This window comes from Sporosarcina sp. E16_3 (genome assembly GCF_017347125.1).
Classification (GTDB): Bacteria; Bacillota; Bacilli; order Bacillales_A; family Planococcaceae; genus Sporosarcina.
Genome location: NZ_JADPRX010000002.1, coordinates 119,393 through 133,831, shown reverse-complemented (window position 1 = coordinate 133,831; position 14,439 = coordinate 119,393). Strand labels below are relative to the sequence as shown.

Below are 14,439 nucleotides of genomic sequence, written 5' to 3'. Positions count from 1 at the left end.
CTATTCATTCGGGACAACTTCGTATTCACTCCAGAACTTAGCATGTTTAGCTAAAGATAATTAGCAACCAGTGCAAAGGGATGTAAAAACGGCAATAGAATCTATTATTGTTATAACATAAATTTATTGTAAATGCTCATTTATCTTTTTCATAATTAAATTTGACCGTTCTTTTCGAATAGTTCGTTCCATTATAATTCTCAAGAAGTAGGATCTTATTAGATTATCAAAATAGAACAAGAGGTTCCATACGATAACTAATCTAACGTAGGGCGAGTCTACTGACTTGCATGAAATTCATCTCGTCTAAATATTCTTAAGACTCAAGTTGACAGATAGTTGTGACGTTGTTAATATTGTGTTACCGGTATCTATTGACGCCATTAGTAAATTAATAGAGGTGATATTATTTGGTATTGACTCATGTTCATGGAGTTTCCACATAAAAAGCCACCGTTAGTCATAACGATTTTAGTATTACTATGAGAAGTTTGAGAATAAGTAAAAAGATACATTAATGGAGGTTTATAGATTGAGTGAATTACGTTATAGACAAGTGCATTTAGATTTTCATACGAGTGAGTACATCCCACATGTAGGCAGTGATTTTGTAGCGGAGGAGTTTGCGGGGATCTTAAAAGAAGCAAGTGTAGATTCAATTACTTGTTTTGCAAGATGTCATCACGGATGGCTCTATTATCCATCAAAAAGTAGACCTGATCTCATCCATCCTAATCTTGACAATCACAATCTGCTGTTGGAACAAATCGATGTGTGCCGCAAAAATGATATTAAGGTTCCTATTTATACAACTGTGCAATGGGATGCTTATATTATGAACAATCATCCTGAGTGGTTAGCGATTGATGAAAATGGGGAATTTATTAATAGTCAAGGCGTACCTGCTCCACATTTTTATTATACAATTTGTTTAAATAGCGGTTATCGAGACTATCTTAAAGAGCATTTAGAAGATTTGATTGATGTGGTGGGGAGTGACCGTATCGAAGGGCTGTTCCTAGATATTTTATTTAAAGTGGATTGTCATTGTGATAATTGTTTTAAAGAAATGAAGGAAAAGGGCTTGGATACGACAAGTAGACGCGAGAGAATAACATATTCAACGATTATGTTGGATGAATTCAGAGCGGAAATCAGTCCGTTTATTAAAGAAAGAGTCCCACATGCTCGTATTTTCTATAATAGTTCTCACATTGGACCGACGAATAAAAAGAGCTTAGAAAGTTTCACGCACTTAGAATTGGAATCTTTACCAAGTGGTGGATGGGGCTATGACCATTTCCCCGCAACAATGAGATATTCTCGAAACTTGGGCAAAGACATCATCGGTATGACTGGGAAATTCCATACATACTGGGGAGACTTCCATTCTTTGAAAAACAAAGCAGCTCTAGAGTTTGAGTGCTTTAATATGCTTGCACTGGGCGCGGCTTGCTCCATTGGCGATCAACTTCATCCGAATGGCCAATTGTCAAAAGCAGCCTATGAGTTAATTGGTCATGTTTATGGGAAGGTAAAGGCTGTAGAACAATACTGTATGGATACAAAATCTGTATCGGAAATCGGTGTCTTAACACCTGAAGAATTTTATATTCCTGGAGAAAAAAATCCAAGTATCCATCCATCCTTAATTGGTGCGGTGAGAATGTTACAGGAACTGTCTTTTCAGTTTGATATTGTTGATAGTCAAATGAACTTTGATAAATATAGACTCATCATTTTGCCAGATGTCATCAATTTCTCTTCGCAATTGGAGCAAAAACTCCAAGAGTATACGGAGCGTGGTGGAAAAGTAATCGGCACATTTGAATCACTCATCGACAAAGATGCTAAAGTGAGCAAGCTATACGGCAATGAATATGTAGGCGATTCGTACTTCGATCGAGATTTCGTGATGCCGAATGATGTGATTGGTAAAGAGCTTTACAAAGAAGAATATGTCATGTATGTCAAAGGAACTGAAATTAAAGCGCTAGAATCAGAAGTGTTAATGCAAACAGTGCAACCTTACTTCAACCGAGAAGGAGAGACTTTCTGTTCTCATCAACATGCGCCTTCATCGAAAGAATTTGGCCATCCTGCAGTGACGAAAAATCAGCATGTGATTTACTTCTCGCACCCTATCTTTGGTCTTTACAGAAAAAATAGCCCTGCATGGTGTAAATCGATGATGAAAGATGCCCTTGAAAATCTACTGGATCAAAAGCTGATTTCTCATAATGGTCCATCAACATTATTGACATCGTTAAATGAAAAAGAAGATTCAAATGCGACAGTCGTACATGCTCTCCATTATATTACTGAGAAACGTTCAGCCGATATTTATACGATTGAAGATATTATTCCGCTTCATGATATTGAATTCGAAATTTTCATAGGGGATAAAAACGTGAATTCCGTGAAAATAATCCCTGCACTAAAAGAGCTAGACTTCCGTCTAGAGAATGGCTATTTAACGGTTGTTGCCGATAAAATAGAAGGACATTACATGATGCTTGTAGAGTGACTTTTTGTGAAAAACTGTTAGCACAAAATTATTGGGGGGAAGAAAACATGAAATTGGGAATAAGTAGTTATAGTTTGGTTAGAGAGCTTAGGGACGAGAAGATGACAATCTTAGATGTGATTCAATGGGTCAAGGATAATGGTGGAGAACATCTGGAGCTAGTGCCATATGGCTACACTGTCTTAGGTAACGAAGAATTAGCAGATCAAATTAGAGAAAAAGCTGCTTTAGTAGGAATTGAATTATCGGCATACTCATTGCCAGCCGATTTTGTTCAGGAAACAGAAGAAACCTTTTTAGAAGAAGTTGAACGTTTAAAAGCGCATGTTGATATTGTAAATAGAATGGGCATTAAAATTATGCGCCATGATGTCACGGCGTTCACATTAAAGCCGGAAGAAAAGAACATCCACTATTTTAATGAGCATTTTTCAAAAATGGTAAGAGGAAGTCAATTATTAGCAGATTACGCAGCGCAATTTGGAATCACGACGACAATAGAAAACCATGGTTTCAATGTTCAATCTAGTGATCGAGTTCAAAGTGTCATTCATGCAGTTAACCGGGAAAACTTCAAAACAACGTTAGATGTAGGGAATTTCTTATGCATTGATGAAGATCCGTTAGTTGGCGTTAGAAAGAACCTTCCATATGCAGCTACTATTCATTTTAAAGACTTCTATATTCGACCTTATTATGAAAATCCAGGTGGTGGTGACTGGTTCCGTAGCGTGAATGAAAACTATCTACGTGGTGCAATTGTAGGACAAGGTGATATCAATATTCGCGAAATCATGAAACTTATAAAAGACTCTGGATATGATGGCTATTTCACTATTGAATTTGAAGGTATGGAAGAGTGTAAGCTTGGTTCGAAAATCGGAATGGATAATGTAAGAAGGCTGTGGGAAGAAGTATAAGTACTGGTTCTATCGTTAAAACTTGAGGGAATTTACACGTCTGTTTGTTAAGTATTTAATTGCAAAATATACAGGTATGTAGGTTTGGAAAAATTCATTTTCACTGGAGCATTTTCGGTTCGCTTTCGGCTAAATAATCACGACACATTTACCAAGTGCTATGTGTGGCTAGAAGTGACTCCGTCATGTCTAGCCACACTTTTTTTGAGGAATTGCAGTCCTATTACTTCAGTCTTTCAAACTTATGCGTTTTTTTGAAATTGACAGATCAATCAATGTTTTGTTATCATTATGTTATCGGTAACTACTACTCTATTGTTAAGGGAACTTGACAATAAAAAAGGAGAAAAGATAATGGTTGAACAGACTTACGAAGAAGGAATAACGAGTATAGTAATGGATGAGAAAGATAATGTTGCGACTCTCTTAAAGGATTTTAAAAAAGGTGAAACATTAACGTATTCAAAACTAGGGCAGGCATTTCAAGTAACCTTAAATCAGGATGTAAACTTTGGACATAAGGTTGCGATTGCAGTTATTCAACCACATGAAGAAGTGTTCAAATATGGAGAAGTAATTGGTGCTTCCACTGAAGAGATAGCGATCGGTGAACATGTTCATGTTCATAATATTGAAGGTATCAGAGGGCGTGGAGATAAAAAAAGACAGGAGTCAGAACATGCAAACATTTAAAGGGTATCGCAGAGACAACGGGAAAATCGGAGTTCGGAATCATTTATTAATCCTTCCGACAGTAGTATGTGCAAACCAAGTGTGTTCAAGAATCCAACAACAAGTTTCAGGAACGGTTGCTATTCCGCATCAACATGGCTGTAGCCAGGTCGGATCAGATAAAGATAGAACTCATAAAGTATTGGTTGGAATGGGTAAAAACCCCAACGTGGGAGCAGTTCTTATTGTCAGCCTGGGCTGTGAAGTAATTAATGCAAAAGATGTAAAAGCAGAAATTGAGACAACAGGGAAACCGGTGATTTGGATTGATATTCAAACAGAAGGTGGTTCTGTTAAAACGATTCAAAAAGGGATAGAAGAAGCACAAAAGCTAATGGGAATTATTGAGCAAACGCCTGTTGTGGATATTCCTATGTCTGAACTGATTGTTGGTGTGAAGTGCGGCGGTTCTGATTTTACTTCCGGCTTGTGTAGTAATCCAGCACTCGGTAAAGCGGCGGACCTCCTTCTACATGAAGGTGGAACGATTGTGATGGGTGAAACTACAGAGATTATTGGGGCGGAACATTTAGTAGCGGCTAAAGCGGTGAGTCAAGATGTTAAGGACAAGTTATACCGTTGTGTAGGGCAGTTTGAAGATGAAATTGAACGGATGGGCGTGGATATGCGTGGTGGTAATCCAAGTCCGGGTAATATTGAAGGTGGATTATCCACAATTGAAGAAAAATCACTAGGCTGTATTAGTAAAGCCGGTACTGCTCCATTACAAGGCGTGATTGATTTTGCTGATGATATTCCTGGAACAGGGTATTATTTTATGGATTCTCCAGGAAATGATATTGAGTGTGTAACAGGTATGGCTGCAGCCGGGGTTCATATCGTGTGTTTTACAACGGGAAGAGGAACGCCTACAGGCAATCCAATTGTACCAGTCATAAAAATTACAGGTAACGAAGTAATGGCTAAACGAATGGCTGATAATATGGATATTGATACAAGCGAAGTGTTGTCAGGTAAGAAGACACTGGAACAATCTGGTGAAGAAATCTACCAATTTGTTATGGAGGTAGCGAATGGTGAGCAAACAAAGGCTGAGGTCTTAGGGCACGAGGAATTTAGTATTAGCAGAATCGGCATTAGTTTGTAAGTTTTTCGAAAAAAATCATGTAGGGAATAGTAGGGGGAGTTGTGTTGAATAGACTTGAAAAAAGAGTGGCACTAGTCACTGGAGGTAGCAGGGGAATCGGTGCTGCTATTGTCAATAGACTCGCGGAAGAAGGGGCATATGTTGCCATTAATTATACTTCTCCGAGCTCACTCGGAAAAGCAGAAAAATTAAAGAGTTATATAGAAGAAACTTACCAGGTACAGGCAATGGTTGTAAAAGCCAATGTCGGCATAAAGCAAGAAGTAGATGCAATGATTGATGATATCGAAAAAACGCTCGGATCCATTGACATTCTTGTTAATAATGCTGGAATAGCACCATTCGAACCATTTATGAGCCTGTCTGAAGAGAACTGGGATCGAACATATGAAACGAATGTTAAATCTATCTTTTTAACAACTCAGCGTGCAGCTAAAAAAATGATTGAAAAACGCTATGGCAAGATTATCAATATCACGTCAACTGCTAGCGTACTCGTTACTAGTCCTGTCATACCACATTATATTTCATCTAAAGCGGCTGCGAGTCATTTGACAAAAGCGTTAGCGATTGAGCTTGGAAAGTATAATATTAATGTCAATGCAGTAGGACCAAGTACGGTTGCTACTGACATGTGCCATGATTATTTACAAGATGAAGCGATTCTTGAAAAAGAAATTCAAGCAAATCCAATGAAGAGACTGGGAACTGAAAAGCAAGTTGCTGATGCAGTTGTCTTTTTAGCATCCGATGAGGCAATGCAAGTTAACGGTCATCTATTGATGGTGGATGGCGGGCTAACAGTAAAAGCAGCACAACCGGAAGATCATATGTCTGCAGAATGGGAGTTAAGCATATGAGACTAGAAGGTAAAATCGCATTAATTACTGGGGCGGGCAGTGGTATAGGAAGAGCTACTGCGCTTCGCTTTGCAAAAGAAGGCGCTCATGTAATTGTTAATGATGTATCCGAGGAAAATGGAGAAAAAACGGTTGCAGATATAAAAGATAATGGCGGCCATGCATCATTTTTTCTTGCGGATGTGACAAATCCTGAATCCGTACAAGCCTTGACAGAATATATAATTCAGAAGTTTAAGCAAATTGATATTTTATTTAATAATGTTGGAATAAGCAATGTTGGACGCTTGGATGAAGTAGAGCCTGACGTCTGGGACAAGGTCATGAGTGTGAATGTGAAAGGGATATATTTACCGTCTAAATATATTGTCCCTCATATGATGGAGCGCAAGAGTGGTTGTATCATTAATATGTCATCCTGCGCAGCTGAAATGGGGTTAGCGAAGCGGGCATTGTACTCCGCAACAAAGGGAGCGATTCTTTCTCTAACGAAAGCCATGCAAGTAGATTACGCGCCTTATAATATTCGAGTCAACGCATTACTTCCCGGAACTATCTTTACACCTTTTGTTGAAAATTATTTGAAAACAGCTTATAGTGATCCGCAAGAAGCGATTAATAGTATAAAAACAAGGCAGTTAAGTGGTGAATTAGGAAAACCGGAAGATGTTGCGGATGCAGCACTATTTTTAGCATCTGATGAGTCGAAATTCATGATGGGATCACCGCTTTATATTGACGGTGGGGTCGTGTTTGGGAAAAATGCATGATTAGAAAAATTCAAGCGCACTATATATGTTGAGATTAAGATTCTTATGTTCAACTTATAATAGTTGATTAATAGTCAGGGGAATTATAAGAGAGGGAGTTATTAGTATGAAACTATTAACATTTGAAGAGCGTGGGATATATAAATTAGGTGTGCAAATAGAGCAAGGGATAATCGATGTTGCAGCTACTGCAGACAAGGTAGGAAATGTTGATATCCAGACAGAGATTATGGCTGTTATTTCAGCTTCGACAGCAGAAGTATCCAAGCTTCAAGCCTTTATTGATGCTTCGATAGTAGACGGTAAAGCTACCTTTATTAACTCGGAAAAAATTACTTGGGGACCAGCTGTGACTAAACCTCATAAAATTATTTGTGTGGGTTTGAATTATCGTAAACATGCAGATGAAACAAATGCACCATATCCAGTAGTTCCGATTTTGTTTAATAAATTTGATAATACATTAACGGGACATAATAGTGAAATTCCAATTCCAAGAGTGACTGAAGAACTTGATTATGAAGTGGAATTGGGTATAGTTATTGGTAAAAAAGCAAAGTATGTAAAAAAAGAAGACGCACTTGATCATGTATTTGGTTATTGTGCAGTAAATGATCTTTCTGCACGTGATTTGCAAATGAGGACACCACAATGGCTATTAGGGAAAACATGTGATAAATTCAGCCCGGTCGGTCCTTATCTTGTAACGGCGGACGAGGTTGGAAACCCTAACAATCTATCACTAAAAACGTATGTAAATGGAGAGTTGAGACAAAACTCAAATACTTCAGATATGATTTTTACTTGTGCTGAGATTGTTAGTTATATTTCTGATTATATGACATTAGAACCTGGCGATATTATTTTGACAGGGACACCTGAAGGAGTTGTGCTAGGTCTTCCAAAAGAGCAGCAAGTGTATCTTAAACCAGGTGATGAAGTAACTATAGAAGTCGAGAAATTAGGTACGCTAACAAACCGATTTGTAGCGGAAAACTAAAGAAACGAGTTGACCAGCTATGCTAAAAGGAATTCCTTCTATTATTTCTCCGGACTTAATAAAGATATTAATGGAAATGGGACATGGTGATGAACTAGTATTGGGGGATGGGAATTTCCCGTCTGCAAGCCATGCGGAACGTCTTATTCGATGTGATGGGCATGGAATACCAGAATTACTAACCGCGATATTAAAGTTCCTCCCCCTTGATACGTACGTGGAACAGCCAGTTGTATGTATGGCTGTAGTACCTGGAGACCCAGTAGAACCTGTTATATGGGGGGAATATGAAAAAATAATCAATGATCAGTGTACGAATTCAGTTCCAATTGGTTATATCGAGCGATTTGATTTTTATGAGCGTACAAAAAATGCTTATGCAGTAGTTGCAACTAGTGAACAAGCTCTTTATGGAAATATTATCTTGAAAAAAGGTATTATCTAACTCAAAGTCATCGAATCATGGCAGTTGCTGTTGTATTTGTGCTGCAAATAAATGGCTATGCTCAAAGGTACCGATATCTTGTTTTAGTGAGATAGCGGTTCTTCAGCGGAGTTCGTCGCTAATAATAAACCAAACCGTTAAAAGATTTTACAGTAGACAGAATTGACGGTATAATCAATCTGGAAATGGTTTCAAAAAAACTATTGGGTGGCGTAAAGTATATGTTACTAGATAAGTATAAAGGAATTATTCCTGCATTCTATGCTTGTTATGATGAAACAGGGGAAATATCACCAGAGAGAATTAGGAAGTTAGCTAACCATCTCTATGAAAAAGGAGTTCAAGGTCTATACGTGGGCGGGAGTTCAGGAGAGTGTATTTATCAAAGTTTGAAGGAAAGAAAGGCCACATTGAAATGCGTTTCTAACAATCTGAAGGGAAAACTTACTTTAATTGCCCATGTCGGAGCACCATCAACAAAGGAAAGCGTAGAATTAGCGAAATATGCGGCGGAACTAGGATATGATGCGTTGTCTGCTGTGCCGCCTATTTACTTCCAACTTCCCGAGAGTGCAATTGAAAAGTATTGGACGGAAATTATGAATTCGACAGACTTGCCATTTATTACTTACAACATACCACAAACGACAGGCTATAGTCTTTCAATAAATTTACTTTCGAAATTGTTGAAGAACAATAAGTTAATTGGGGTGAAAAATTCATCAATGCCAGTCATGGATATCGAAAGATTCAAAGCGGCAACTCATGATGATTTTATTGTATTTAATGGTCCAGATGAACAATTTGTATCTGGAAGGTTAATTGGTGCGGATAGTGGGATTGGCGGTACATATGGTGTGATGCCAGAGCTGTTCTTGAAAGCGGAAGAGTTTGTATCGACAGGTAATTTCACGGAAGCTAGAAAGATCCAACGTGATATTAATGATATCATTATTGAATTATGCTCATTGAATGGTTCAATGTATTCCGTTATTAAAGAGATTTATAAACTAAGAGGCCTAAACATAGGTAGTGTTAGGGGCCCATTGGAGCCGGTATCTGGAAATGACTTAGGAAAAATTGAAGGAATAAAAAATAGGATTGATAAAGCAATATTAAAATATTGAATACAAATCTGATGGAATAAAGGCGGTGGACAATTGAACACAATTGTATTGAATTCCCAAACAGTGCTAGGTGCAATTTCACTTGAAAAGAGTGGAGAATATATAATACCTTGGAGAATTTTTCATGAGGAAAAAGACTTTTACACACCAAATCTCCTTAACGGCATACTTGAAGTACCTGCAGGTGTTCGAATTACATTTGAAACAAATTCACCTACACTACTAGTAGAATTTAAGGCATCTGAAGCTGAATTGGAATTCGATATTGTAATTGATAAGGTATTAGTTAAAAATGTAATTGTTAGCCCTAATGAAACATCTTTTAAAGTGGATGGTCTTGTTGCTAGCTACAAACTTGTTGAAATTTATTTATCACAACAACAAAAAGTTGCGTTAAAAAAAGTTGCTATTACTAAAAACGCACATTGGAACACCAGTGCATCTCTAAAGAAAAAGTGGCTTGCCTATGGGAGTTCTATCACGCAATGCCACGCAGCGGAAAGCCCATCAAAAACATGGCCAGCTATTACCGCTGATGAGTTGGGTTTGGACTTAATTTGCCTTGGATATAGTGGACAATGCCAATATGACCCTATGATAGCAAGAACGATTAGGGATACTCCTGTTGACTTTATTTCCCTCTGTGCGGGAATAAATACATATGGAGCAAACTGTTACAACGAACGGACATTTCAAGCGGTTATCATTGGATTTATAAAAATCATTAGAGAAAAGCATCCGACTGTTCCAATCGTTTTGAATTCTCCTATTTATGGAGCATTTAGAGAAGAAACTCCAAATCTAGTTGGTTTTAATCTCATTGAAATGAGAAAACTAATAAAAGAAATTGTTGAGATATTCAATGAAAACGGCGATAATCATATATTTTATGTGTGTGGGCTAGAGATTTTGAGCGAGGAGCATATAGGGTTATTACCGGACCACCTGCATCCGAATGCAGAAGGGTATGAGATGATGGGACAAAACTTTGCAAAAGAATTTAAGGGTTATTTTGAGTGAAAAATGAAAAAGTACCTGTTGAAAATCACCTGAGATAACTGGGTAAGTAAGTTGATTTGTTTAAATAAAAACCATAGCAAAACTTTTTTCGAAAATAAAACATGAACTCATGGTTGTTGTAAGAAATCTCCTGAAGAACCAATGCATGGTTGGTATATCTTGAGGGAAATGGCTGATTCCGCATTTATTGGAACAGCCATAACAAGACTGATGAATATAACAAAAAGGTTTGTAGAAGCAATAAAATAAGGAATGTGAGGATGGATCATATGAAAATAGTAGCAGTAGATATTGGTGGAACAGCTATTAAGATGTGCTTGGCGGATGAAAAAGGGAATACTTCAGAGTTTAGAGAATTTGATACTGAAGCTGGAAAGGGCGGACCTCATTTAATAGAAAATCTAATGCAGAAAATTGCAGGGTCCTATTCAGGATTTGATGCCATTGGTATTAGTACGGCAAGTCAAGTAAATAGTGAAGAAGGATCTATCATTTTTGCGAATGAAAACTTTCCGAATTATACGGGGATGAAAGTAAAAGCTATTATTGAAGATAGATTTGGAGTCCCAGTGAAAGTGGAGAATGATGTAAATTCGGCTGCTTTAGGGGAAAAACATTTTGGTGCTGGTAAGAAATTCAAAGATTTCTTATGTTTAACGTATGGTACGGGTGTAGGTGGGGCTATTGTAATTGATTCCACTGTTTTTAAAGGTCTTAATGGTGGAGCAGGAGAATTTGGGCATCTAATTTTGCATCCTGAAGGTAGGAAGTGTAATTGTGGATGTCTAGGTTGTTACGAGATGTATGGATCTACTACGGCCCTTGTGAAAAAAGCAAAAGAGCTCAATAATAAATATATGAACGGAAGACAGATATTTGAAGGCCTTGAACAAGGTGATGTACTACTCGAAAAGGTTCTTAATGAATGGGTGCTTGAAGTAGCTTATGGACTAGTTTCACTAACACATATCTTTAATCCTCCTGCAATTATTATAGGTGGTGGCGTGATGGAACAAGATAGATTAGTGGCTTTGGTAACAACTAAAGTAAAAGAATTAATTATAGAAAGTTTTGGAAACGTAGAAATAGTGAAGGCTTCCCTTGGAAATAAAGCTGGATTACTAGGCGCAGCATCACTACATTTGTAAAAAAAGACATAGCTGAAACCAGGAAGTTTTTAACTTGCTTAGTTATTTTAAGTGATAAAGAAACAACAGTCATACTCTCGACATTTCTAGTTGACAATGAATTTATTTAAGGTAAAATGAAATTGCAGATAAGTTAGTATTGAAAAAATACTTTTTTAATCAATCTGTATTTCAATCAATTTGTAATCGTTATCATTAGAATTAGAAAATGGCTTTTTAGGTTAGTTGAAACGAAATTATTAATGGGGAATCTAGGGGAATATCAACGTTTGGTATTGTCGACTAATTTATCACGATAATTTAAGCCCAAATGTAATCCATTACATTTGCGTTTCGGGAGTTAGAACTAATTCACCTAACTAAACAGAAGAATTTATTTTTAAAAAAATGATTGTAACTTGAGGAGGAAATAAAAGATGAGTAAAAAATTAAAAATAGGTATTATTGGTTGTGGAGGAATTGCACACGGTAAACATCTACCTAGTCTAAGTAAATTAAAAAATGTAGAGCTTGTTGCATTTTGTGATATAGAGGTAGAAAAGGCTGAAAAAACAGCTAAGCAATACGGAACTGATAGTGCTATGGTTTATAAAGATTATAAGGAATTATTGAAAGATGCGTCAATTGATGTTATTCATGTTTTAACGCCAAATATATCTCATGCAGAAATTTCAATAGCTTCAATGGAAGCTGGGAAACATGTACTATGTGAAAAACCGATGGCGAAAACATCTGAAGAGGCTCGCCAAATGCTTGAAGTAGCTGAGAGAACTGGTAAAAAGCTTACAATTGGCTATAACAATCGTTTTAGGTCAGATAGCCAGCATTTACAAAAAGTCGCAAGTCGCGGTGACTTAGGAGAAATATACTTTGCGAAAGCACATGCGATTCGAAGACGTGCTGTTCCAACTTGGGGAGTTTTCCTCGATGAAGAGAAGCAAGGTGGCGGTCCACTTATTGATATCGGGACACATGCACTTGACTTAACATTATGGATGATGGATAACTATAAGCCGAAATCTGTTATGGGCAATATTTACCACGTTTTGGGTAAAAATGAAAATGCAGCTAATGCATGGGGTCCTTGGGATCCAAAAGAGTTCAAAGTTGAAGACTCTGCATTTGGTTTTATAACAATGCAAAACGGTGCAACAATTATCTTGGAATCTAGCTGGGCATTAAACTCGCTAGATGTTGATGAAGCTAAATGTTCACTAAGCGGCTCTAAGGGTGGGGCAGATATGAAGAATGGTCTGCGAATCAACGGAGAAGACATGGGTAATCTATATACAACTAAAATAGAATTAGGCGCTGGTGGTGTTGCATTTTACGATGGAACATCAGAAACTGATGCTGATCTTGAAGCGCGTTTATGGATTGAAAGTATTATTAATGACACAGAACCAACTGTTAAACCAGAACAAGCTCTTGTTGTAACACAAATACTAGAAGCAATCTATGAGTCTGCTAAAACTGGTAAAGCCGTTTATTTTGATTAATATGTATCTGAATTAAGTATTATGAAAAAAGAATATATGGTTATATAGGCTATGATAAAATATAGCCACTAAATAAAAAATGAAAGAGTGAGTGATATATATGATTAAAGTGGCTGTATTAAGTAGATGGCATGTCCATGCAGATGACTATGCACGTGATATTAAAGAAAATGAAAACTTATCGATTGAACTTGTCTGGGATGAAGAAGTCGACCGAGGAGAAATATGGGCAAAAGAGTTAAATGTGCCATATGAACAAAACTTAGAGGCTGTCTTATCTAATCCGAATATTGATGCAGTCATCGTGAATACACCGACAAGTATGCACAAAGAAGTTATCATTGCAGCAGCAAAACATAAAAAACATATTTTCACTGAAAAAGTATTAGCATTTACGGTTAAGGATAGTGAAGAGATTTATGCAGCGATTGAAGATGCAGGGGTCAAGTTAATGGTATCGTTACCAAGATTAACAGATAATAACTTCCTGTATGCTGAAAAGTCAATCAACGAAGGTTGGGTTGGAAAAGTAACCATGGTGCGTTGCCGTTTCGCTCATAGCGGTGGTGTTGCACCTGAAGGGCAAGAGTATGGATGGTTGCCAGCGCGTTTTTACGATAAGGAACAAGCTGGTGGAGGAGCGATGATCGATCTTGGAGCTCACCCAATCTATTTAACGAATCGCTTAGCAGGAAAAGCAGTGGGTGTTTACGCACGTCTCCATAAAGAAAGCAGTACTACTGTAGACGATAATTCTGCATTATTAGTAGACTATGAGTCAGGTGCTCTTGGTATTATTGAGACAAGTTTTGTTTCTAACGGCAGTCCTTTCCAGCTTGAAGTGTATGGAACTGAGGGTACATTACTCATTAGTGATGATAAAATTCAAATCAATAGTGAAAATGTGAAGTCAGAAGTGTTGACAGAAGTTTTGCCTGCATTACCTACGCCAATGGTGCAGTGGGTTAATGAAATTAAAACAGGGGCAACTCCAACAATTACAAAAGAAGATGTCATCAATTTAACACTAATTAATGAGGCAGCAGTGAAGTCTCATAATGAGGGACGTCGGATTGAGTTGTAAGATAGTTTAATGAATATTCTTTTATAGGTTCTCTTATTGAACCGAAATTATAGTATGTTGCAGTTGGAGAGTTTGATAAGCAAAAGTAATTATAAACCTAGTTTATAAAATCTTGCCTGTCAACTCTCCCTTCAATTTTTAGGTGGATAAATGTCGATTTTTAGCCGGAATACTCAATTTAATTTAATGTGCCCGCCTA

At 37.3% G+C, this 14,439-nt stretch carries 13 protein-coding genes; all 13 read left to right on the top strand.

Annotated features, from left to right (window positions below; translation table 11 throughout):
- Positions 1–532: 532 nt before the first annotated feature.
- The 13 genes from I2483_RS03105 (at position 533) to I2483_RS03045 (ending at position 14,240) form a co-directional block, all read left to right on the top strand.
- Positions 533–2,527 carry an alpha-amylase family protein gene (locus I2483_RS03105; protein WP_207173896.1) on the top strand — a complete coding sequence of 665 codons (1,995 nt, stop codon included), beginning with the start codon at positions 533–535 and terminating at the stop codon, positions 2,525–2,527.
- A 47-nt stretch (positions 2,528–2,574) separates the two neighbouring features.
- Positions 2,575–3,447 carry a sugar phosphate isomerase/epimerase family protein gene (locus I2483_RS03100; RefSeq protein ID WP_207173895.1) on the top strand — a complete coding sequence of 291 codons (873 nt, stop codon included), beginning with the start codon at positions 2,575–2,577 and terminating at the stop codon, positions 3,445–3,447.
- Between the two features lie 354 nt (positions 3,448–3,801).
- Positions 3,802–4,140, top strand: coding sequence for a UxaA family hydrolase (locus I2483_RS03095; RefSeq protein WP_207173894.1), 339 nt, complete (start codon positions 3,802–3,804; stop codon positions 4,138–4,140).
- On the top strand, positions 4,127–5,287 hold the full coding sequence (locus I2483_RS03090) for a UxaA family hydrolase (protein ID WP_207173893.1): 1,161 nt from the start codon (positions 4,127–4,129) through the stop codon (positions 5,285–5,287). The genes I2483_RS03095 and I2483_RS03090 overlap by 14 nt, the downstream gene beginning before the upstream one ends.
- Before the next feature lie 44 nt (positions 5,288–5,331).
- The gene (locus I2483_RS03085) at positions 5,332–6,147 is read left to right on the top strand and encodes an SDR family NAD(P)-dependent oxidoreductase (RefSeq protein WP_207173892.1); all 816 of its coding nucleotides are present in this window, start codon (positions 5,332–5,334) and stop codon (positions 6,145–6,147) included.
- Positions 6,144–6,917: an SDR family NAD(P)-dependent oxidoreductase gene (locus I2483_RS03080; RefSeq protein WP_207173891.1), complete on the top strand. Its 774-nt coding sequence runs from the start codon at positions 6,144–6,146 to the stop codon at positions 6,915–6,917. The genes I2483_RS03085 and I2483_RS03080 overlap by 4 nt, the downstream gene beginning before the upstream one ends.
- 106 nt (positions 6,918–7,023) lie before the next feature.
- The gene (locus tag I2483_RS03075; protein WP_207173890.1) at positions 7,024–7,917 is read left to right on the top strand and encodes a fumarylacetoacetate hydrolase family protein; all 894 of its coding nucleotides are present in this window, start codon (positions 7,024–7,026) and stop codon (positions 7,915–7,917) included.
- A gap of 19 nt (positions 7,918–7,936) precedes the next feature.
- Entirely contained in the window at positions 7,937–8,362 is a 426-nt protein-coding gene (locus I2483_RS03070; protein ID WP_207173889.1) for an RbsD/FucU family protein, read from the top strand.
- Positions 8,363–8,583: 221 nt separating this feature from the next.
- The gene (locus I2483_RS03065) at positions 8,584–9,489 is read left to right on the top strand and encodes a dihydrodipicolinate synthase family protein (protein ID WP_207173888.1); all 906 of its coding nucleotides are present in this window, start codon (positions 8,584–8,586) and stop codon (positions 9,487–9,489) included.
- 33 nt (positions 9,490–9,522) lie between these two features.
- Positions 9,523–10,509: an SGNH/GDSL hydrolase family protein gene (locus I2483_RS03060; protein WP_207173887.1), complete on the top strand. Its 987-nt coding sequence runs from the start codon at positions 9,523–9,525 to the stop codon at positions 10,507–10,509.
- 269 nt (positions 10,510–10,778) lie between these two features.
- Positions 10,779–11,657 carry an ROK family protein gene (locus tag I2483_RS03055; RefSeq protein WP_207173886.1) on the top strand — a complete coding sequence of 293 codons (879 nt, stop codon included), beginning with the start codon at positions 10,779–10,781 and terminating at the stop codon, positions 11,655–11,657.
- 416 nt (positions 11,658–12,073) lie between these two features.
- Positions 12,074–13,156, top strand: a complete 1,083-nt coding sequence (locus I2483_RS03050; RefSeq protein ID WP_207173885.1) for a Gfo/Idh/MocA family protein — start codon at positions 12,074–12,076, stop codon at positions 13,154–13,156.
- A 100-nt stretch (positions 13,157–13,256) separates the two neighbouring features.
- Complete coding sequence (locus I2483_RS03045) at positions 13,257–14,240, top strand: Gfo/Idh/MocA family protein (protein ID WP_207173884.1); 984 nt, start codon at positions 13,257–13,259, stop codon at positions 14,238–14,240.
- Positions 14,241–14,439 lie beyond the last annotated feature (199 nt).

Coding starts and splice junctions, on each gene's coding strand:
- I2483_RS03090 (WP_207173893.1), top strand. CDS start 4,127: ATGCAAACATTTAAAGGGTATCGCAGAGACAACGGGAAAATCGGAGTT.
- I2483_RS03070 (WP_207173889.1), top strand. CDS start 7,937: ATGCTAAAAGGAATTCCTTCTATTATTTCTCCGGACTTAATAAAGATA.
- I2483_RS03065 (WP_207173888.1), top strand. CDS start 8,584: ATGTTACTAGATAAGTATAAAGGAATTATTCCTGCATTCTATGCTTGT.
- I2483_RS03095 (WP_207173894.1), top strand. CDS start 3,802: ATGGTTGAACAGACTTACGAAGAAGGAATAACGAGTATAGTAATGGAT.
- I2483_RS03075 (WP_207173890.1), top strand. CDS start 7,024: ATGAAACTATTAACATTTGAAGAGCGTGGGATATATAAATTAGGTGTG.
- I2483_RS03100 (WP_207173895.1), top strand. CDS start 2,575: ATGAAATTGGGAATAAGTAGTTATAGTTTGGTTAGAGAGCTTAGGGAC.
- I2483_RS03045 (WP_207173884.1), top strand. CDS start 13,257: ATGATTAAAGTGGCTGTATTAAGTAGATGGCATGTCCATGCAGATGAC.
- I2483_RS03050 (WP_207173885.1), top strand. CDS start 12,074: ATGAGTAAAAAATTAAAAATAGGTATTATTGGTTGTGGAGGAATTGCA.
- I2483_RS03055 (WP_207173886.1), top strand. CDS start 10,779: ATGAAAATAGTAGCAGTAGATATTGGTGGAACAGCTATTAAGATGTGC.
- I2483_RS03080 (WP_207173891.1), top strand. CDS start 6,144: ATGAGACTAGAAGGTAAAATCGCATTAATTACTGGGGCGGGCAGTGGT.